Raw genomic sequence first — 19,768 nt, forward strand, 5'->3', positions numbered from 1 at the left:
CAGACCGCCGTGCCCGTCACGAGGCCGGCGGAGCAACGGAATCCGAAGGAAGGACCTTCGTGACAGACACCCACGACGCCGTGGCCAGCGTGCCCGGCGCACCGGCGGGCACGGCCGACCTCGGCCGACTCAAGGTGGCCGAGCTCCAGGCCGTCGCCGCCCGCCTCGGCATCAGCGGGGCCGGCCGCATGCGCAAGGCCGAGCTGCTCGCCGCCGTCCGTGAGCGCACCGACGGTGGCGCACCGACCCGCAACGGTGCGGGCGAGCGTGCTCCCCGGCGCCGCGCCGAGGCCCCGGCGACCGGGGCCCCCGCCGACGGGGACGACCGTCCCGCCGCCCCTGCGGGCGACGACCGGTCCGACGCCCCGGCGGAGCCGACGCTGCCCCAACCCGCCCGCGCCCGCGAGGCGAGCGACGACCGGGACGCGCGCGGCGACCGGGACGACCGCGCCGACGAGCGTCGCGCCTCGCAGAGCCGCGCCCGCCGCCGGGCGCAGCTCGACGCCGAGGCCGCCGTGCAGGAGGCCGTCCTCAAGGCCGAGCCGATCCTGCCCGACCTCCCACCGCGCGGGGAGGACACCGCCCAGCGTCGGCAGACCGCCCGGCAGGAACGCCTCGCTCGGCTGCGCGAGCGCACCCAGGACCAGCGGGCTCAGGACCAGCGGGGTCAGGACCAGCGGGGCCAGGACCACCAGCGTGGTCAGGACCACCAGCGTGGTCAGGACAACCAGCGTGGTCAGGAAAACCAGCGCGGCCAGGACGACCAGCGCGGCCCGCAGCAGCCGGAGTCCCGTGACCAGCAGCGCGACCAGGACCGCGACGACCGTGACGGGCGCGGTCCGGACGCCGGCCGCGACGACTACGACGACGAGCGCGGCAGCAGGCGCCGCCGCGGCCGCAACCGCCAGCGCGACAAGCGCGAGCGCCAGCGCGGCGACAACGAGCCGGACGTGCGCGAGGACGACGTGCTCGTGCCGGTGGCCGGCATCGTCGACATCCTCGAGAACTACGCCTTCGTCCGGACGAGCGGCTACCTGCCCGGCCCGCACGACGTCTACGTCTCGCTCGGTCAGGTGAAGAAGTACGGCCTGCGCAAGGGCGACGCCGTCGTCGGGCAGGTCCGTCAGGAGCGCCCCGGCGAGGAGCGTCGGCAGAAGTACAACGCCCTCGTCCGCGTCGACACCGTCAACGGCACCTCCCCGGAGGACGCCCGCGGCCGCGACGAGTTCGGCAAGCTGACGCCGCTGTACCCGCAGAGCCGGCTGCGGCTGGAGTCCGAGCCGGGCCAGCTGACGACGCGGATCATCGACCTCGTCGCGCCGATCGGCAAGGGCCAGCGGGGCCTCATCGTGTCCCCGCCGAAGGCGGGCAAGACCCTCGTCCTCCAGGCGATCGCGAACGCCATCACGCGGAACAACCCGGAGTGCCACCTCATGGTCGTCCTCGTCGACGAGCGACCGGAGGAGGTCACCGACATGCAGCGGACCGTCAAGGGCGAGGTCATCGCCTCGACCTTCGACAGGCCCGCGGACGACCACACGACGGTCGCCGAGCTCGCGATCGAGCGGGCGAAGCGGCTGGTGGAGCTCGGTCACGACGTCGTCGTGCTGCTCGACTCCATCACGCGCCTCGGTCGCGCCTACAACCTCGCCGCGCCGGCGAGCGGGCGCATCCTGTCCGGCGGTGTCGACTCCAGCGCCCTCTACCCGCCCAAGCGGTTCTTCGGCGCGGCCCGCAACATCGAGAACGGGGGGTCGCTCACCATCCTCGCGACGGCCCTCGTCGAGACCGGCTCGAAGATGGACGAGGTGATCTTCGAGGAGTTCAAGGGCACGGGGAACATGGAGCTGCGCCTCTCGCGGCAGCTCGCCGACAAGCGCATCTTCCCCGCGGTCGACGTCAACGCCTCCGGCACCCGTCGGGAGGAGATCCTCCTCGCGGCCGACGAGCTGAAGATCATGTGGCAGCTGCGGCGGGTGCTCGGTGCGCTGGACGCGCAGCAGGCCGTCGAGCTGCTCCTCGACCGGCTCCGCAAGACCCGGTCGAACACCGAGTTCCTCCTCACCGTCGGCAAGACCGCCCCCGGGCACACCAACGGCCACCACACGGGCCAGCACGGGAATCACGACGACGACTGAGGCATTGACCAGGCCGTGACGCCGGAGCCGCTGGTCCCAGCGGCTGCGCGGATGCGTCACACTGGTCCCCGACCGGTCCCGGTTCACGTGCCCGTTGCACGACCCGGCGACCACCAGAGCGAGGAGACACCATGAAGTCCGACATCCACCCCGAGTACGTCACCACCACCGTGACGTGCACGTGCGGCAACACCTTCACGACCCGCAGCACGGCGCAGAGCGGCAAGATCAACGCCGACGTCTGCAGCCAGTGCCACCCCTTCTACACCGGCAAGCAGAAGCTGCTCGACACCGGTGGCCGCGTCGCGCGCTTCGAGAAGCGCTACGGCAAGAAGGCCGACGCCAAGTAGGACCCGTCGACGGCGCCCGTCCCGCACCCGCGGGGCGGGCGCCGTCGTCGTGAGGCGAGGGAGACAGCACCGACCGTGAGCGCCGACGAGCGTGGAGCAGCAGACGTTCCCGCCGACCTGGCGGCCGTCCGGCCGCTGCTCGACGAGCACGCGGAGCTCGAGGCCGCGCTCGGCGACCCGGCCGTCCACGCCGACCCCGCACAGGCGCGCCGCCTCACCCGCCGCTACGCCCAGCTCGGCCGGGTCGCCGCCGCGCACCGGGACTGGGCGTCGGCGAGGGAGGACCTCGCGACGGCGCGCGAGCTCGCGGCCGAGGACCCCGACATCCGCGCCGAGGTGCCTGCTCTCGAACTCGCCCTTGCGGAGGCGACGGAGCGGCTGCGGACGCTGCTCGTGCCGCGGGACCCCGACGACGACCGCGACGCCATCGTCGAGGTCCGGGCGGGGGAGGGCGGTACCGAGTCCGCGCTGTTCGCCGCGGAGCTCGTCCGCATGTACCAGCGGTGGGCGGAGCGGCACGGCTGGCGCACCCAGCTGCTCGACACGACGTGGGCCGACCTCGGGGGTGTGAAGGCCGCGACGCTCGCGGTCGCCGCTCCGGAGGGCGCGTACGGGATGCTGCGGCACGAGGGCGGCGTCCACCGCGTGCAGCGAGTCCCGGTGACGGAGTCCGCGGGCCGGATCCACACCTCCGCCGTCGGCGTGCTCGTGTCGCCCGAGGCGGAGGACGTCGAGGTCGACCTCGACCCCGCCGACCTTAGGGTGGACGTCTTCCGTTCGAGCGGACCCGGCGGGCAGAGCGTCAACACCACCGACTCCGCGGTCCGCATCACCCACCTGCCGACCGGCACGGTCGTCAGCTGCCAGAACGAGAAGTCGCAGCTGCAGAACCGGGAGCAGGCGCTGCGGGTGCTGCGGGCGCGGCTGCTCGCCGACGCCCGCGCCGCGGCCTCCGACGCCGCGTCGCAGGCACGGGCCGCGCAGGTGCGCACCGTCGACCGCTCCGAGCGGGTCCGCACGTACAACTTCGGCGAGAACCGCGTCGTCGACCACCGCAGCGGCTACAAGGCGTACAACCTCGACCAGGTGCTCGACGGCGACCTCGACCCGGTCGTCGACAGCCTCGTGCAGCTGCGGACGCGGGAGGCCCTCGCCGCGGCGAGCGAGGCCGGTGCGGGCGCGTGAGCCTCGTCGAGGACCTCGCCCGCGCTGTCGCGACGCTCCAGCACGCCGGCGTGGCGACGCCGCGGGCGGACGCCGAGCTCCTCGCCGCCCACGCCGCGGGCACCGACCGGGGCGGGCTGCAGCGCCTCGTCGTCCTGCGCGCCGGCTGGCCGGACGGCGCCGGCGAGCGCTTCGCCGCCCTCGTCGACGAGCGCGCGGACCGGGTGCCGCTCCAGCACCTCACGGGCACGGCGGGGTTCCGGGGGCTCGAGCTGGCGGTCGGCCCGGGCGTGTTCGTCCCGCGACCGGAGACCGAGGTGCTCGCCCAGGTGGGGCTCGAGGCCCTGCCCGGCGACGGCACCCTCGCGGTCGACCTGTGCACGGGCTCCGCGGCGGTCGCGCTCGCCCTCGCCCTCGAGGGCGGGGCGCGCGTCGGTGCGGTCGAGCACGAGACCGCCGCGCACGCGTGGGCGCAGCGCAACGTCGCGGCGCTCGGTGCCGGGCGGGTGCGGCTCGTCCACGGTGATGCGACCCGCCCCGACCTCGTCGCCGCCGCCCTGCCCGAGCACGCCGGGGCGTGCGCCGTCGTCACGGCCAACCCGCCCTACGTGCCGGACGACGCCGTGCCGCGCGACCCCGAGGTCGCCGAGCACGACCCGCCCGCCGCGCTGTACGGCGGACCCGACGGCATGCGGGTGCTGGCCGGCTGCGTCCGGACCGCCGCGGTCCTGCTCCTGCCGGACGGCCTCCTCGCCCTCGAGCACGGCGAGGACCAGGCGGCCGACGTCGCGGCCGTGCTGCGCCGCGAGGCGCCCGAGGGCGGGTCGTGGGACGACGTCCGCCACCACGTCGACCTCACGGGCCGGACGCGGGTGACGACCGCCCGGCTCCGCGGCCCGGCCGCCTCCGGGGACCTGGGAGGATCGAGCGCGTGAGCCGCACCTTCGACTGCTCGGCGCCCCGGGAGCGCGAACGGGGGCTGGCCGCCGCCGCGGCCGCCGTCGCGCGCGGGGCCCTCGTTGTCGTCCCGACCGACACGGTCTACGGCGTCAGCGCCGACGCCTTCCAGCCGGACGCCGTCGAGGCGCTCCTCGCCGCCAAGGGTCGCGGGCGCGACGCGGCGCCGCCCGTCCTCGTCGGCGACCCGACGGGACTCGACGGCCTCGCGACGCAGGTGCCGATGTACGCCCGCGACCTCGTCGAGGCGTTCTGGCCCGGCGGGCTCACGGTCGTGCTGCCCGCCCAGCCGACGCTGGCGTGGGACCTCGGCGACACCGGCGGCACCGTCGCGCTCCGGATGCCGCTGCACCCCGTCGCGCTCGAGCTGCTCGCGCGCACCGGGCCGCTCGCGACGTCCGGTGCCAACACGGCCGGCTCACCCGCCGCCCTGTCGGCGGGGGAGGCCCACGGCATGCTCGGCGACTCCGTCGCCGTCTACCTCGACGGCGGTGCGTGCCTCGACGAGCGCGCCTCCACCATCGTCGACTGCACGGGGGAGGCGCCGCGCGTGCTGCGCGACGGTGCGATCCCGCAGCACCTGCTCGAGGAGGTCGTCCCCGACGGGTGGGACGACGAGGACGCGGCGTCCCGGACGGCCGCGAGCGACGAGGAGGTCCCCGCATGAGCGACCAGCCCTACGCGGACCCCGACGGCCCGGCCCCCCGCCCCGTCGGCGAGGGCGGGCTCGCGCTGCGGGCGGCGCTCCGCCGGGCGGTGCGCCTCGCGGCGCTCGTGTGCGCCGCGGCCGCGGCCGTCACCGCCGCCGTCGCCGGCCTCCTCGTCGGTGCGCCCGGGGTGTGGGGGGCGCTGATCGGGTTCGCCGTCGCGCTCGCCTTCCTCGGCACGACCGCGCTCGTCGGCGCGCGGGTCGCCGGCGGGGACCCGGTCGTCGTCGCGGGCTGGGTGCTCGGGTCGTGGCTCGTCAAGGTCGTCGTCGTCGGGCTCGTCCTGTGGGGGCTGCGCGGCCTCGACTTCTACGACCCCGTCGCGCTCTTCGTCGGCATCGTCGTCGGCATGGTCGCGACGCTCTACGCGGAGTACCGGGCCCTCACGACGGCCCGTGTGCCGTACGTCGGCTGAGCGGTCGCGGGTGCCACGGCGGCGGCCGCGGGCCGCGGTGGGGAGCACGCCCGGGGGTTGGTAGGGTTCCCGCGACCCGGTGCCCACGGGCCCAGCCCGGCGTGCGGAGACGCGCGTCTGAGCCTGTGCGGCCCCGGTGCCGATCGCTCGCCCGCCGGTCCCCACGCCGGCCCGACCCCGGGAGTCGACGCTGACGACGCTGACCGCGTTCGCCGCGCTACCGATGTCCGTCACGGACGAGGAGGGCAACTTCTCGCCCCCCGGGATCGGCGAGTTCTTCCCCATCCCGTTCACGGTCGGCGGCGAGCCCGTCTTCGACCGGATCATGCTCGTCCGGCTCATCGCGATGGCCGCTGTCGTGCTCGTCATGGTGCTCTACGTCCAGCGGGCGCGGTTGGTTCCCAGCCGGTACTCCAGCACGGTCGAGTTCGGCCTCGACCTCGTCCGCACGCAGGTGGCCGAGCAGATCCTCGGTCAGAAGGACGGCCGGCGCTTCCTGCCGCTGCTCGCGACGTTCTTCTTCCTCATCTTCGCCCTCAACATCACGGGGATCGTCCCGCTGCTCAACATCGGCGGGACGAGTGTCATCGGCGTCCCCCTGCTGCTCGCGGCGATCAGCTACCTCACCTTCATCGTCGTCGGCATCCGCGCGCAGGGCGTCGGCGGCTACTTCCAGAGCAACCTGTTCCCGCCCGGCGTGCCGAAGCCGCTCTACCTGCTCGTCACGCCCATCGAGTTCGCGTCGACGTTCCTCATCCGGCCGTTCTCGCTGACGATCCGTCTGCTCGCGAACCTCATCGCGGGCCACCTGCTGCTCGTCCTCTGCTTCAAGAGCACGCAGTACTTCCTCGAGGAGCTCCTGAGCGGCAACGCGCTCGGCGCCATGTTCGTCCTCACGCTCGTCGGCGGCTTCGCCTTCACGCTGTTCGAGATCCTCGTCGCCGTCCTCCAGGCGTACATCTTCACCCTGCTCACCGCGGTGTACATCAGCGGTGCGCTCCACCCGGAGCACTGACCACCCCACCGAAAGGACACCTCCCAGTGGACACCACCACCGTGCTCGCCGCTCTCGAGGGCAACATCGCGACCGTCGGCTACGGCCTCGCGGCGATCGGCCCCGGCATCGGCATCGGCGTGCTCGTCGGCAAGACCGTCGAGGGCCAGGCACGCCAGCCCGAGATGGCCGGCCGGCTCCAGACGACGATGTTCCTCGGCATCGCCTTCACCGAGGCGCTCGCCCTCATCGGCTTCGCGGCCGGCTTCGTCTTCTGATGTCCCTCGCACCGATGGCCGTGCTCGCGGTGGAGGGGGCCGAACGTCCGGTCCTCCTCCCCGCGTACTACGACATCATCTGGTCGGCGGTCGTCTTCGTCGTCCTGTTCGTCCTGTTCTGGCGCTACGTTCTGCCGACGTACCTCAAGGTGCTCGACGAGCGGAGCGCGAAGATCCAGGGCGGCCTGGAGAAGGCGGAGCGGGCGCAGGCCGAGGCCGACGCGAAGCTGCAGGAGTACAGCGACCAGCTCGCCGAGGCGCGCGAGGAGGCCGGCCGCATCCGCGAGCAGGCTCGAGGCGAGGGCGCGGCGATCATCGCCGAGATGCGCGGGCGCGCCCAGGCCGAGGCCGACCGCGTGACCGAGCAGGCGAAGCGGCAGATCGAGGCCGAGCGGCAGCAGGCGCTCGCCCAGCTGCGCGGCGAGGTGGGTCGCCTCGCGGTGGACCTCGCCGGTCGCGTGGTCGGGGAGTCGCTGGAGGACGAGGCGCGCCAGCGCCGGGTCGTCGACCGCTTCCTCGCCGACCTCGAGGCCGAGCAGGGCACCGGCGCCACGAGCACCACGAGCACCACGAGCACCACGAGCACCACGAGCACCACGAGCACCGGCAGCGGGACGGTCTGATGCGCGGGGTCAGCCGCACCAGCCACGCCGAGGTCGCCGAGCGGCTCGAGGCGCTGCTCGACCGCACCCCGGACGCCGCGGCCCGGACCCGGCTCGGCGAGGAGCTCTTCGCCGTCACCGACCTCCTCGACTCCTCGGTGTCGCTGCGCCGTTCCCTCACCGACGCCTCCCGGCGCGGGGAGGACAAGGCACGGCTCGTCGAGCGGCTGCTCGGCGGCAAGGTGAGCGCCGACGCCGTCGACCTGCTCTCCGGCGCCGTGCGCGCCCGCTGGAGCGAGGCGCGCGACCTCGCGGCCTCCACGGAGCTCCTCGGGGTCGACGCCGTGCTCGCGGCCGCGGAGGCCGAGGGACGGCTCGACGCCGTCGAGCAGGAGGTCGACCGGGCCGGGCAGCTGCTCGCCGGGGACCGCGGCGTCCGCTCCGCGCTGTCCCGGCGGGAGGGCACGGCCCGGGCGAAGGCCCGGCTCGTCGAGCGGCTCGTCGGCGGTGCGCTCGGCGAGGAGTCGCGGGTGCTCGTCACGCGCATGGCCGCGCACCCGCGCGGTCGCCGCCCCGAGGACGCCTTCGAGCTGGTCTCGCGGGCCGCGGCCGAGCGACGTCAGCGCCTCGTGGCGCGCGTCACCGTCGCGACCTGGCCCACCGACGAGCAGCAGCAGCGGCTCGTCGCCGCGCTCAGCAGCGCCTACGGGCGGACCGTGCGGCTCGCAATCGACGTCGACCCCGACGTCGTCGGCGGGATGCGCGTGCAGGTGGGCGACGAGGTGCGGGACGGCACCGTCGTCCGGCGCCTCCACGCCGCCGCCGAGCAGCTGGGCCGCTGAGGCGCCCGACCACAGACCTGACCCACCACACCCGAGACAGCACCTGAGGAGCACGAGATGTCCGAGCTGACCATCCGTCCGGAGGAGATCCGCGACGCGCTCGACGAGTTCGTCCGCTCGTACGAGCCGACCGGTTCGTCGACCGAGGAGGTCGGCCGTGTCGTCGAGGCCGGTGACGGCATCGCGCAGGTCGAGGGCCTGCCGGGCGTCATGGCGAACGAGCTCGTCCGCTTCGACGACGAGAACGGGACCCTGGGCCTCGCCCTCAACCTCGACGTGCGCGAGACCGGTGTCGTCGTGCTCGGGCCCTTCGGCCACATCACCGAGGGCCTCGAGGTCCGCCGGACGGGCGAGGTCCTGTCGGTCGCGGTCGGCGACGGCTACCTCGGCCGCGTCGTCGACCCGCTCGGCAACCCGGTCGACGGTCTCGGCGAGATCCAGACGGAGGCCCGGCGCGCGCTGGAGCTCCAGGCGCCGTCGGTCATGGCGCGCCAGGAGGTCCGCGAGCCCCTCCAGACGGGCGTCAAGGCGATCGACGCCATGACCCCCATCGGTCGCGGTCAGCGCCAGCTCATCATCGGCGACCGCCAGACGGGCAAGACCGCCGTCCTCATCGACACGATCATCAACCAGAAGGCGAACTGGGAGTCCGGCGACCCCAGCAAGCAGGTCCGCTGCATCTACGTCGCGATCGGGCAGAAGGGCTCGACCATCGCCTCGGTGCGCGGTGCCCTCGAGGACGCCGGCGCGCTGGAGTACACGACGATCGTCGCGGCCCCCGCCTCGGACCCCGCGGGCTTCAAGTACCTCGCGCCGTACACCGGCTCGGCCATCGGCCAGCACTGGATGTACGCCGGCAAGCACGTCCTCATCGTGTTCGACGACCTGTCGAAGCAGGCCGAGGCGTACCGCGCGGTGTCGCTGCTGCTGCGCCGCCCGCCGGGCCGCGAGGCGTACCCCGGCGACGTCTTCTACCTGCACTCCCGTCTCCTCGAGCGCTGCGCGAAGCTGTCCGACGAGATGGGCGCGGGGTCCATGACGGGCCTGCCGGTCATCGAGACGAAGGCGAACGACGTGTCGGCCTTCATCCCGACCAACGTCATCTCCATCACCGACGGGCAGTGCTTCTTCGAGTCCGACCTGTTCAACGCGAACGTGCGCCCCGCCATCAACGTCGGCATCTCGGTGTCGCGCGTCGGCGGTGCCGCCCAGGTCAAGGCGATGAAGTCGGTCTCCGGCTCGCTCCGCACCTACCTCGCGCAGTACCGCGCCCTCGAGGCGTTCGCGATGTTCGCCTCCGACCTCGACGCCGCGTCCCGGGCGCAACTGTCCCGCGGTGAGCGCCTCGTCGAGCTGCTCAAGCAGCCGCAGTACACGCCCTTCCCCGTCGAGGAGCAGGTCGTGTCGATCTGGGCCGGCACCACCGGCAAGCTCGACGACGTCCCGACCGAGGACATCCGCCGCTTCGAGACGGAGTTCCTCGACCACCTCCGCCGCAACGAGATCGCGCTGCCGGCGATCCGGGAGACGGGCAAGCTCGAGGACGACACGACCGCCGCGCTCGAGCGCGAGATCGAGGACTTCAAGAGCACGTTCCGCGGGGGCGACGGGCACGCGATCAACGCGCCCGGCCACGAGGAGTCCGAGCCGATCGACGAGGACGACGTCAACCAGGAGCAGATCGTCCGCCGCCGCTGAGGCGACCTGACGACCTGACGACCTGACGACCGGGACAAGAAGGAGGACGCAGCCCGATGCCAGCCTCGCTGCGCGTGTACCGACAGCGCATCCGCTCGGTGACCTCGACCAAGAAGATCACCCGGGCCATGGAGCTGATCGCGGCCTCGCGCATCATCAAGGCCCAGCAGCGCAGCCGCGAGGCGGCGCCCTACGCGCGGGCCATCACGCGGGCGGTGTCGGCGCTGGCGTCCTTCTCCGACGTCGACCACCCGCTCACCACCGAGCGCGACGAGGTCCGCCGCTCGGCCGTCCTGATCGTCACCGCCGACCGCGGGCTCGCCGGCTCGTACTCCTCCGCGGTCATCCGCGAGGGCGACCGGCTCGCCGAGCGCCTCCGCGCGGAGGGCCGCGAGGTGGTGCCGTACCTCCTCGGGCGCAAGGGCGTGACGTTCTACTCCTTCCGCAAGCGGCACATCGAGCAGTCGTGGACGGGCAACTCCGACGCCCCGGAGTTCGACACCGCGGCCGAGGTCGGGCAGACGCTCGTCGACGCGTTCCTCGCGGGCGGCGCCGACGGCGGGGTCGACGAGATCCACATCGTCTTCACCCGCTTCGTCAACATGGTGACGCAGGAGCCGACCGTCATCCGGCTCCTGCCCGTCGAGGTCGTCGACGAGGTCGCCGAGGTCCGCGACGAGGCCGGCGACGACCGCAAGGAGGCCCTCCCGCTCTACGCCTTCGAGCCGGACCCGGACGCCGTGCTCGACGCCCTGCTCCCGCAGTACATCCAGAGCCGGATCTACTCGGCCATGCTGTCCGCCGCCGCGAGCGAGCTCGCGAGCCGTCAGCAGGCGATGAAGTCGGCGACCGACAACGCCACCGACCTCATCCGCAAGCTCCAGCAGCAGGCGAACGCCGCCCGGCAGGCCGCCATCACCCAGGAGATCAGCGAGATCGTCGGCGGCGCCGACGCGCTCGCCTCCGCCCAGAGCGAGAACTAGGGAAGGACCCACCATGACCGCCACCGCCGTGGAGCAGACCGCGACCGGTTCCGCCAGCACGGGACGCGTCTCGCGGGTCATCGGCCCGGTCGTCGACATCGAGTTCCCCGTCGACGCCATGCCCGGCATCTACCAGGCGCTCACGACCGAGGTCGCCCTCGGTGACGAGACCCGCACCCTGACGTTCGAGGTCGCCCAGCACATCGGCGACAACCTCGTCCGGGCGATCTCCATGCAGCCCACCGACGGGCTGGTGCGCGGCGCCCCCGTCACCGACACCGGCGGTCCCATCAGCGTGCCGGTCGGCGACATCACCAAGGGCAAGGTGTTCAACGCCATCGGTGACGTCCTCAACCTGCCCGAAGGGGAGACGCTCGAGGTCTCCGAGCGCTGGCCGATCCACCGCAGCGCCCCGAACTTCGACCAGCTCGAGTCGAAGACGCAGATGTTCGAGACGGGCATCAAGGTCATCGACCTCCTCACCCCCTACGTCCAGGGCGGGAAGATCGGCCTGTTCGGCGGTGCGGGCGTCGGCAAGACCGTCCTCATCCAGGAGATGATCTACCGCGTCGCCGAGAACTTCGGTGGCGTGTCGGTCTTCGCCGGCGTCGGGGAGCGCACCCGCGAGGGCAACGACCTCATCGGCGAGATGACGGAGTCCGGGGTCATCGACAAGACGGCCCTCGTCTTCGGCCAGATGGACGAGCCGCCGGGCACCCGTCTGCGCGTCGCGCTGAGCGCGCTCACGATGGCGGAGTACTTCCGCGACGTGCAGAACCAGGACGTGCTCCTCTTCATCGACAACATCTTCCGCTTCACGCAGGCGGGCTCGGAGGTGTCGACGCTGCTCGGGCGCATGCCGTCGGCGGTCGGCTACCAGCCGAACCTCGCCGACGAGATGGGGCTGCTCCAGGAGCGCATCACCTCCACGCGCGGTCACTCCATCACCTCGCTGCAGGCGATCTACGTGCCCGCCGACGACTACACCGACCCGGCGCCGGCGACGACGTTCGCCCACCTCGACGCCACGACGGAGCTGTCCCGCGACATCGCGTCCCGCGGCCTCTACCCGGCAGTGGACCCGCTGACGTCGACGAGCCGCATCCTCGACCCCCGCTACATCTCGCAGGAGCACTACGAGACGGCGATCCGGGTCAAGCAGATCCTCCAGCGCAACAAGGAGCTGCAGGACATCATCGCGATCCTCGGTGTCGACGAGCTGTCCGAGGAGGACAAGGTCGTCGTCAACCGCGCCCGCCGCATCCAGCAGTTCCTCTCGCAGAACACGTACATGGCGGAGAAGTTCACCGGCGTGCCCGGCTCGACGCTGCCGCTGGCGGACACGATCGAGGGCTTCGCGAAGATCGCCGACGGTGAGCTCGACCACGTCGCGGAGCAGGCGTTCTACAACGTCGGTGGCCTCGACGACGTCATGAAGCAGTGGGACCGGATCCAGAAGGAGACCGGGTCCTGATGGCGCTGCGCGTCGAGCTCGTCGCGGCGGACCGCCAGGTGTGGTCCGGCGAGGCGAGCATGGTGTCGGCCCGTACCCCGGACGGGTCGCTCGGCGTGCTCGCGGGCCACGAGCCCTTCCTGTCGCTGCTCGCCGACGGGCCGGTCTCGGTCGTGCCCGTCGACGGGTCGCGGATCGTCGCCGAGGTGTCGAACGGGTTCCTCTCCGTCGACCACGACCTCGTGACCGTCGTCGCCCAGCACGTCGACGTCTCGCAGGGCCGGACCGAGGACCAGTAGGGCGGGGGACGGCGACGGACGCGCTGCTCGGGCCCTTCGTGGCCACGACCTGGCGCTCGTCGCTGCCCCCCGAGGCGTTCGTCCTCGTCGCGCTCGGCGTCGTCGTCGCGCTCGTTCTCGCGCTCGTCCTGCGGTGGCGGCACGTGTCGCGCGGGCTCGGGGCGTTCCGCTGCTACGTCCGTCTGCCCGGGTCCGCGGGCGCCCTGGGACGCTGGCGCCGCGGTGCCGCCCGGTTCGACACGCACGAGCTCCGGTGGTTCCCGACGTGGATGCCGTTCGCGTCGCGCGGGCTCTGCATGGAACGCAGCGCCCTCGAGCTGTTCGGCCGCTGGACCGCGGGCGAGGGTGACGTCGTCCCCGACGGGCTCACCGTGCTGCGGGGCAGTCTCGGTCGTCGCGACGTCGAGCTCGCGGTACCCGCCTCGTCCGCCGCGGCGCTCGTGCTGTGGGTGGAGTCGGGACCGCCGGGACGCAACGTCAACGTCGCCTGACGACGCCGCCGCCGTCGTCCCCGCCGGGACAGACGGTCACCCGGTCGCGGTCTGCCGCCCGCCCCCGGGCTGCCACATGACGTCGCCCACGTCGCGGTTGGCGTACCGCGCGAGGACGAACAGCAGGTCGGAGAGCCGGTTGAGGTACTGCGCGGTGAGGACGTTGACCCCGCCGGCGCCGTCCTCGGCGGCGACGGCCTCGCTGCCGTAGCGCTCGAGCGCCTCCCACGTCGCGCGCTCGGCCCGCCGCACGACCGTGCGCGCGGTGTGGAGCCGGGCCGCCGCGACCGTGCCGCCGGGCAGCACGAACGAGCGGAGCTTCGTCAGGTCGGCGTTGAAGGTGTCGATGGCCTGCTCGAGGTCGGCGACGTACGCCTCGGTGACGCGCAGCGGCGGGTACTCGTGGTGCGGTCGCAGTGGCGTGCACAGGTCCGCGCCGACGTCGAAGAGGTCGTTCTGGACGCGCACGAGGACGTCGACGACGTCGGGCCCGAGACCGTCGCGCGACTCGCCCGCGAGCGCCTCGCCGATCGCGCAGTTGGCCTCGTCGGTGTCGGCGTATGCGACCAGACGGGGGTCCGTCTTGTGGGTGCGGGTCATGTCGCCGAGGTCCGTCGTGCCGGCGTCGCCGGTCTTCGTGTAGATGCGCGAGAGGATGACCACGCGCTCACCGTAGCCGCGGCCCCCTGGTCTCGCCGGGCCGGTGCCGGGGGCGCACACTGATCGCGTGCCGGCGTGGGAGAGCTACAGCTTCGCCTTCGGGCCGCTCGCGGCCCTCGTGGTGCTGGCCGTGCTCGTCGTGCTGCTGCGCTGGACGTTCTCCCGGGGCCGGTCGGTCGTCGAGCGGCGCTCGCGTCCCGGCGCGGAGGACGAGTACGGCCTGCTCGTCCCCGTCGCGCGGCCGGCGACGTTCGTGGAGGCGGAGGTCCTCCGCCAGCGCCTGCTCGCGCACTCCATCCGGGCGACCCTGGCCCCGACCACCGAGGGACCGCGCGTCATGGTGTGGCCGCAGGACCTCGACCTCGCGCGCTCGGTGCTCGCCACCGACGGGCGCTGAGGCCCCGGGCGCTCGGGCAGACGCTCGGGACGGGCGCTCAGAACAGGCGCGCGGTCGGGTCGTCGCGGCCCGAGAGGGCGACGTAGTCGACGACGACGCAGTCGATGCCGCGGTCGGAGGCGAGGACGCGTGCCTGCGGCTTGATCTCCTGCGCGGCGAACACGCCCCGGACCGGTGCGAGGAGCGGGTCGCGGTTCATGAGCTCGAGGTAGCGCGTCAGCTGCTCGACGCCGTCGATCTCGCCGCGACGCTTCACCTCGACGGCGACGTGCGCGCCCGTGGCGTCGCGCAGGAGCAGGTCGACGGGCCCGATCGGCGTCATGTGCTCGCGGCGCACCAGGCGGTAGCCGGCGCCGAACGTGTCGACGTGCTCGGCGAGCAGCCGCTGGAGGTGCGCCTCGACACCGTCCTTCACGAGGCCGGGGTCGACGCCCAGGTCGACGCTGTGGTCGTGGAGGACCTCGTGGACCACGACGCGCAGCTCGTCGTCGGACCTGCGGGCCCGGACGCGCCACACCTCCGTGGCGCCGGCCGGGTCGGAGTCCGCGGGCGCCTCGACCGTCGTGGCGCACGGCGGGGACATCCAGTTGAGCGGCTTGTACGACCCGCCGTCGGAGTGGACGAGGACCGAGCCGTCGGCCTTGAGCACGAGCAGCCGCGCGGCCGGGGGGAGGTAGGCGTCGAGCCGCCCCGAGTATGTCACCTCGCACCGCGCCACCACGACCCGCACCCCGGCAGCGTAGGTGCCGTACCCGGCGGGCAGGCACCGGCCCGGGTGCCGGACACTGGTGCGGTGGCCCGACGAGCACCCCGCGGCGGCGGACGGACGGCCCGCGGCCTGTCGAAGTGGCAGCGGGCCGCCCTCGACCGCGCGGCGGCCGAGCGGGACGACGGCGCGGGCGACGCGCGCGGCGCGGGCGGCTGGGCGGGCGTCGGGGGTGAGACGGTCGAGCACCACCGCGACGGGACCTGGCACGTGCGACGGCTGCCGGGCGGGGACAAGCCGTACACGTGCCCGGGCTGCGGGCACCAGGTCGCCGCGGGGGCCCCGCACGTCGTCGCGTGGCCCGCCGAACGGCCTCTGCTCGCCCCCGACGCGCCGTCCGCGAGGCGGCACTGGCACACGGTGTGCTGGCAGCAGCGCGCCCGGGCCGGCCGCTGAGCGCACCGCCCGCGTCCTCGCCTCGGTAGCGTGCCGGTCGTGACCTCCCCGCCTCCTGGCCAGCTCGAGACCGTCGTCACCGCCGCGGAGGGACCGGTGGAGATCGGGCCGACGACCCGGCTCCCGGCCCGTCGAGAGGACGTCGAGCTCCACACCCCCGACGGGCTCCGGCTCGTCGGCGAGCTCGCCCTGCCGCCCGAGCGGGACCCCGTCGCGACGCTCGTCACCCTCCACCCCCTGCCGACCCACGGCGGGTACATGGACAGCCACGTGTTCCTCAAGGCGTCGTGGCGGCTGCCGGCGCTCGCCGACGTCGCCGTCCTGCGATTCAACCTGCGCGGCGTCACGAGCCCCCGGGGCACGAGCGAGGGCCGCTTCGACTCCGCCCGCGGCGAGGCGAACGACGTCGCGGCCGCCCTGGCGTACGCCGAGGACCACGAGCTCCCGCACGTCGCGGTCCTCGGCTGGTCGTTCGGCACCGACCTCGCGCTCATGCACGCCCGGGCACCGGTCGTCGAGCGCCTCGTGCTGCTGTCGCCCCCGCTGCGCTTCAGCACCGACGACGACCTCGCGTTCTGGGCGGGCGACGGCCGCGACGTCCTCGCGCTCGTGCCCGAGCACGACGACTACCTGCAGCCGGCGGAGGCCCGGCGCCGCTTCGCCGCCGTCCCCCAGGCGCAGGTGGTCGGCGTCGACGACGCCAAGCACCTGTGGGTCGGCGAGCCGCACGTGCGGACGGTCCTCGACCGCGTCGTGGCCGCGGTGGTGCCGGGGGCGGGTCCGCTCCCGACGTCGTGGGACGGGCCGTACGAGCGCGTCACCACGCGCGTGCGCCGGGGCTGAGCCGCGTTCCGGGGAGGTCGTCAGCGCGACTCCTGCCGCGGGTAGACGACCTCCTTCACGACCAGGAGGATCGTCGCGGCGAGGGGGATCGCGACGAGGGCGCCGATGAGCCCGAGCAGGGACCCGCCCACCAGCGCCGCCACGACGGCGAGGGTGCTCGGCACCGCGACGGTGCGGGCCATGATGCGCGGCAGGATCACGTAGTTCTCCACCTGCTGGTAGACGAGGAACCACACCGCGAGCACGATCCCGTCCGACAGGTCCCCGAGCGCCGCCACGGTGCACGCGAGCACGGCGCCGATCGTCGCGCCGATGAGCGGGATGAGGCCGAAGACGCCCACGGCGAAGGCGAGCGCGACGGAGTAGCGCACGTCGAGCACCGTCATGACGACGAAGGCGAGGAGGCCGTTGAGCGAGGCGACGCCCAGCTGCCCGAGCACGTACCCGCCCACGCGGCGCTGCGCCTCCTCCCCGATCCGCTGGACCCGCTCGCGGCGGCTGAGCGGGACGAGCCGGTAGACGCCCGCCGTCACGCTGCGCAGCGACGCGAGGAAGTACAGCGTGAGGACGAGCACGAGCAGGACGCTGAACACGCCGGTGATGACCGCCCGGCCGGCCCCGAGGACGCCGCCGAACAGCGCGTCGATGGTCGTGCTGCTCCGCAGCCGGTTCTCCAGCTCGGTGTTGATGCGCTCGAAGAGCCCGAACTGCGCGTCCAGGGACTGCGCCACCTGGCTCTGCTCGATCCGCCGGGCGTAGAACGGGGAGACCCGGATGAGCTGGCTGCCCTCCTCGACGACGAGGGGGGCGACGGCGGCGATGAAGCCCCCGACCGCCCCGAGCAGCAGGACGAAGGTGACCGCCACGGCGGCCGGACGCGGGAGCCGGTGCCGCTCGAGGAAGGTGACGAAGGGGTCGAGGCTCAGCGCGAGGAACAGCGAGGCGAAGACGAGCGTGACGATCTGGCCCGCCTGCACGACGGCCTGCACGAGGGCGATCGCGAGCAGCACCCCGAGCGCGCCCACGAAGCCGAGGGCGAACGCCGAGGCACCGCTCGGGCGGGGCCGTGACATCACGTCGACGACGCGGTGCGTCGCCTCCGGGCCGCGGGCCCCCAGCGCGGTGACGGGATCGGCTGCGGGATCGGCTGCGGGGTCGGCGGGAGCGCGCGAGGCGTCGTGACCTTCGGGGCTGCGGTGCTCGTCCCCCGCCGCGTGCGCGCCCCCGGGCGCCGCCTCGGGCGACCCCGACGGGGGTGCCGACGCGGCACCGGCGCGCGTGCTGCTCACACCGTCGACGGTAGCCCGGCGGCGTGCGGACCGGGGGTCAGCCGCGACCCTGTCGTGCCGTCACCGGACCGCGGGCACCCGCTCGGTCCTCCGCGTCGGCGTCGGCGTCGGCGTCGGCGTCGGCGTCCTCCTCCACGTCGTCGACCACCTCGCCGTCGACGACCTCGTGGTCCGCCTCGGCTGCCGGCTCGCCACCCGCGTCGTCCGGCTCGTGCGCGGCGTCGGCGCCGCTGTCGCCCTCGGACCCCGTCCCGCTGATGGCCGCCGGCGTGGCGGCACCCTCCGGCAGCGACGGGACCGCGGCGCCGCCGAGGAGGCTCCGCAGCTGGTTGAGGTGAGCGGTGATCGACTCGCGCTGACGCGTGAGGTCGTCGACCTCGCGCTGCGCGGTGCCCCGGAAGCGCTCGGCCTCGGCGCGGGCCTCGGTGAGGGTGCGCTCGGCGTGCAGCCGGGCCTGCGCGAGCGCCTCGTCGGCGTTGCGGCGGGCGTTCCCGACGAGCTGCTTCGCCTGCTCGTCGGCGTTGCGGCGCGTGGTCTCGGCGGCCTCCAGCGCCTTCGCGGCCCGGGCCTCCGCGGCCGCGGCACGACCCTCCGCCTCGCCGACGATCGTCTGGGCCTGCTGGACGGCGGCGTCGTGGCGGGCGGCGATGTCGCGCTCGGACTCCTCGCGCCGCGAGACGAGCTCCATCTCGAGGTCGCTGCGCTGCTGCTCGACGTCCTCCCGGGTGCGCTCGAGGAGCTGCGCGGCCTCGGCGCGCATCGCGTCGGCGTCGTGCTTCGCGGCCGTGCGGGCGTCCTCGGCCTCCTTGCGCGCGGCGAGGCGGACCTCCGTCGCCTCCCGCTCGGCGGTGGCGCGCAGCCGGGCGACCTCGCGCTCCGCGGTGGAGCGCTTCTCCGAGGCCTCCTGCTCGGCCGCGCTCACGAGGCGGGCCGCCTGCCGCTCGGCGGCCTGGACGAGGTCGTCGGCGCGGCGCTGGGCGTCGGCGAGGACCTCGTCGGCGTCGCCGCGGGCCTGGTCGAGCTGTTCCTGCGCCTCGCGGCTCGCGGTGGCGCGGGTCTCGGCGACGGCGTTCTCCGCCGACGCGCGCAGCTCGGTGATCTCCAGCCGCGCCTGCGCGCGGAGCTCCTCGGCGTCGTTCTGCGCCTGCTGGACCATGTCGCTCGACTGCTCCTCCGCGAGGCGGAGCAGCTGCTCGATCTTGCCGCCGAGGCCGGAGTAGGACGGCCGCTCCGACTCGCGGAGCTGGCGGTTGGCCTCGGCGAGCTCGCCGGCGAGGCGCATGGAGCGGGAGTCGAGGTCCTCCACGCGCGTGCGGGCCTCCCGCAGGGACCGTTCGAGCTGGGCCAGCCGGGCCTCCACCTGCGAGCGGTCGTAGCCGCGCATGACGACGGCGAACTGGTTGGGGGCGATGTCGCTCACGCGGGCTCCTGGGTCCTCAGGGTGGTCGGTGCGGGCGGTGACGGGGCTGCACCCGAGGGTAGTCGGGCGCACCCCGTCGGCGGCATCCCCCGGACGCGCGGTCGTGCCGGTGCCACCGGCGTCACGGCAGCGCCCCGACGGGCTCGACGAGCTCCACGAGGACCCCGCCGCAGTCCTTGGGGTGGGCGAACACGACCCGGCTGCCCCCGGTGCCCCGACGAGGCGTGTCCGACAGCACCCGCACCCCCCGACCCCGCAGGTGGGCGGCGGCCGCCTCGACGTCGACGACCCGCACGGCCAGCTGCTGCAGGCCGGGACCGCTGCGGTCGAGGAAGCGGGCGATCGGCGACGTCGGGGACGTCGGCGCGAGCAGCTGCACCAGGGTGGCCCCGCGGCCGGCGTCGGGCGCCGCGACCATCGCCTCGTCGACCTGCTGCTCGTCGTTGCGCTCCCGGTGCGTGCACACGAGGCCGAGGACGTCGGCGTACCAGCGCAGCGCCTCGTCGAGGTCCGCCACCGCGACCCCGACGTGGTCGACGCCGAGCACGCCCGGGAGCCCCGCGAGCGCGCCCCCCGCGGCCGTCGCCGCGCCGTCGTGGCCCGTGTCCTCCGCTGCTCCCACGCCC

Annotated in this window: 23 protein-coding genes; 18 read left to right on the forward strand and 5 right to left on the reverse strand. The window is 74.1% G+C overall.

The window, feature by feature from the left end:
- The first annotated feature begins 59 nt into the window (after positions 1-59).
- The 15 genes from rho (at position 60) to WAB14_RS05255 (ending at position 13,371) form a co-directional block, all read left to right on the forward strand.
- Positions 60-2,138, forward strand: a complete 2,079-nt coding sequence (rho, locus tag WAB14_RS05185) for a transcription termination factor Rho (RefSeq protein WP_377002441.1) — start codon at positions 60-62, stop codon at positions 2,136-2,138.
- A gap of 131 nt (positions 2,139-2,269) precedes the next feature.
- The gene (gene rpmE, locus WAB14_RS05190) at positions 2,270-2,488 is read left to right on the forward strand and encodes a 50S ribosomal protein L31 (RefSeq protein ID WP_340268054.1); all 219 of its coding nucleotides are present in this window, start codon (positions 2,270-2,272) and stop codon (positions 2,486-2,488) included.
- A 75-nt stretch (positions 2,489-2,563) separates the two neighbouring features.
- Positions 2,564-3,673, forward strand: a complete 1,110-nt coding sequence (prfA, locus tag WAB14_RS05195) for a peptide chain release factor 1 (protein WP_340268056.1) — start codon at positions 2,564-2,566, stop codon at positions 3,671-3,673.
- Positions 3,670-4,587 carry a N5-glutamine methyltransferase family protein gene (locus tag WAB14_RS05200; RefSeq protein ID WP_340268058.1) on the forward strand — a complete coding sequence of 306 codons (918 nt, stop codon included), beginning with the start codon at positions 3,670-3,672 and terminating at the stop codon, positions 4,585-4,587. Before prfA ends, WAB14_RS05200 begins: the two co-directional genes overlap by 4 nt.
- A complete protein-coding gene (locus WAB14_RS05205; RefSeq protein ID WP_340268060.1) occupies positions 4,584-5,276 on the forward strand; it encodes an L-threonylcarbamoyladenylate synthase in 693 nt (230 codons plus the stop codon). Before WAB14_RS05200 ends, WAB14_RS05205 begins: the two co-directional genes overlap by 4 nt.
- Positions 5,273-5,731 (forward strand): Cg1360 family ATP-synthase-associated protein, encoded by a 459-nt coding sequence (locus WAB14_RS05210; RefSeq protein WP_340268062.1) that lies wholly within the window; start codon positions 5,273-5,275, stop codon positions 5,729-5,731. Before WAB14_RS05205 ends, WAB14_RS05210 begins: the two co-directional genes overlap by 4 nt.
- A 136-nt stretch (positions 5,732-5,867) precedes the next feature.
- A complete protein-coding gene (atpB, locus tag WAB14_RS05215) occupies positions 5,868-6,746 on the forward strand; it encodes a F0F1 ATP synthase subunit A (protein ID WP_340268064.1) in 879 nt (292 codons plus the stop codon).
- A 26-nt stretch (positions 6,747-6,772) separates the two neighbouring features.
- Positions 6,773-7,003 carry an ATP synthase F0 subunit C gene (locus tag WAB14_RS05220; RefSeq protein WP_340268066.1) on the forward strand — a complete coding sequence of 77 codons (231 nt, stop codon included), beginning with the start codon at positions 6,773-6,775 and terminating at the stop codon, positions 7,001-7,003.
- Positions 7,003-7,626 (forward strand): F0F1 ATP synthase subunit B, encoded by a 624-nt coding sequence (locus WAB14_RS05225; RefSeq protein ID WP_340268068.1) that lies wholly within the window; start codon positions 7,003-7,005, stop codon positions 7,624-7,626. Before WAB14_RS05220 ends, WAB14_RS05225 begins: the two co-directional genes overlap by 1 nt.
- On the forward strand, positions 7,626-8,447 hold the full coding sequence (locus tag WAB14_RS05230; RefSeq protein WP_340268070.1) for a F0F1 ATP synthase subunit delta: 822 nt from the start codon (positions 7,626-7,628) through the stop codon (positions 8,445-8,447). The genes WAB14_RS05225 and WAB14_RS05230 overlap by 1 nt, the downstream gene beginning before the upstream one ends.
- Before the next feature lie 57 nt (positions 8,448-8,504).
- The gene (gene atpA, locus WAB14_RS05235; protein ID WP_340268072.1) at positions 8,505-10,145 is read left to right on the forward strand and encodes a F0F1 ATP synthase subunit alpha; all 1,641 of its coding nucleotides are present in this window, start codon (positions 8,505-8,507) and stop codon (positions 10,143-10,145) included.
- Positions 10,146-10,201: 56 nt separating this feature from the next.
- Positions 10,202-11,128: a F0F1 ATP synthase subunit gamma gene (locus tag WAB14_RS05240; protein ID WP_340268074.1), complete on the forward strand. Its 927-nt coding sequence runs from the start codon at positions 10,202-10,204 to the stop codon at positions 11,126-11,128.
- A gap of 13 nt (positions 11,129-11,141) precedes the next feature.
- Positions 11,142-12,602: a F0F1 ATP synthase subunit beta gene (gene atpD / locus WAB14_RS05245; RefSeq protein WP_340268076.1), complete on the forward strand. Its 1,461-nt coding sequence runs from the start codon at positions 11,142-11,144 to the stop codon at positions 12,600-12,602.
- On the forward strand, positions 12,602-12,880 hold the full coding sequence (locus WAB14_RS05250; RefSeq protein ID WP_340268078.1) for a F0F1 ATP synthase subunit epsilon: 279 nt from the start codon (positions 12,602-12,604) through the stop codon (positions 12,878-12,880). Before atpD ends, WAB14_RS05250 begins: the two co-directional genes overlap by 1 nt.
- Positions 12,881-12,918: 38 nt before the next feature.
- Positions 12,919-13,371: a DUF2550 family protein gene (locus WAB14_RS05255; protein WP_340268080.1), complete on the forward strand. Its 453-nt coding sequence runs from the start codon at positions 12,919-12,921 to the stop codon at positions 13,369-13,371.
- A 36-nt stretch (positions 13,372-13,407) separates the two neighbouring features.
- Here the strand turns inward: WAB14_RS05255 and WAB14_RS05260 are convergent, their stop codons facing one another.
- Entirely contained in the window at positions 13,408-14,034 is a 627-nt protein-coding gene (locus tag WAB14_RS05260) for a cob(I)yrinic acid a,c-diamide adenosyltransferase (protein ID WP_340268082.1), read from the reverse strand.
- 64 nt (positions 14,035-14,098) lie between these two features.
- Here WAB14_RS05260 and WAB14_RS05265 point away from each other — a divergent pair, with 64 nt between their 5' ends.
- Complete coding sequence (locus tag WAB14_RS05265; protein ID WP_340268084.1) at positions 14,099-14,428, forward strand: hypothetical protein; 330 nt, start codon at positions 14,099-14,101, stop codon at positions 14,426-14,428.
- Between the two features lie 37 nt (positions 14,429-14,465).
- Here WAB14_RS05265 and nucS read toward each other — a convergent pair whose 3' ends face one another.
- On the reverse strand, positions 14,466-15,158 hold the full coding sequence (gene nucS / locus WAB14_RS05270; protein ID WP_340268086.1) for an endonuclease NucS: 693 nt from the start codon (positions 15,156-15,158) through the stop codon (positions 14,466-14,468).
- Positions 15,159-15,221: 63 nt separating this feature from the next.
- Here nucS and WAB14_RS05275 point away from each other — a divergent pair, with 63 nt between their 5' ends.
- A complete protein-coding gene (locus WAB14_RS05275; RefSeq protein ID WP_340268088.1) occupies positions 15,222-15,590 on the forward strand; it encodes a hypothetical protein in 369 nt (122 codons plus the stop codon).
- 39 nt (positions 15,591-15,629) lie between these two features.
- Entirely contained in the window at positions 15,630-16,433 is an 804-nt protein-coding gene (locus tag WAB14_RS05280) for an alpha/beta hydrolase (RefSeq protein WP_377002440.1), read from the forward strand.
- 20 nt (positions 16,434-16,453) lie between these two features.
- On the opposite strand, the gene WAB14_RS05285 is transcribed toward WAB14_RS05280, so the two are convergent.
- The 3 genes from WAB14_RS05285 to mce all read right to left on the reverse strand — a co-directional run bounded on the left by WAB14_RS05285 (position 16,454) and on the right by mce (position 19,764).
- Complete coding sequence (locus WAB14_RS05285) at positions 16,454-17,722, reverse strand: AI-2E family transporter (RefSeq protein WP_340268090.1); 1,269 nt, start codon at positions 17,720-17,722, stop codon at positions 16,454-16,456.
- 37 nt (positions 17,723-17,759) lie between these two features.
- Complete coding sequence (locus tag WAB14_RS05290) at positions 17,760-19,142, reverse strand: coiled-coil domain-containing protein (RefSeq protein ID WP_340268092.1); 1,383 nt, start codon at positions 19,140-19,142, stop codon at positions 17,760-17,762.
- Positions 19,143-19,263: 121 nt separating this feature from the next.
- Entirely contained in the window at positions 19,264-19,764 is a 501-nt protein-coding gene (gene mce, locus WAB14_RS05295) for a methylmalonyl-CoA epimerase (RefSeq protein ID WP_377002439.1), read from the reverse strand.
- Positions 19,765-19,768: the final 4 nt, after the last annotated feature.

Origin of the sequence: Aquipuribacter nitratireducens (assembly GCF_037860835.1) — a bacterium.
GTDB lineage: Bacteria > Actinomycetota > Actinomycetes > Actinomycetales > JBBAYJ01 > Aquipuribacter > Aquipuribacter nitratireducens.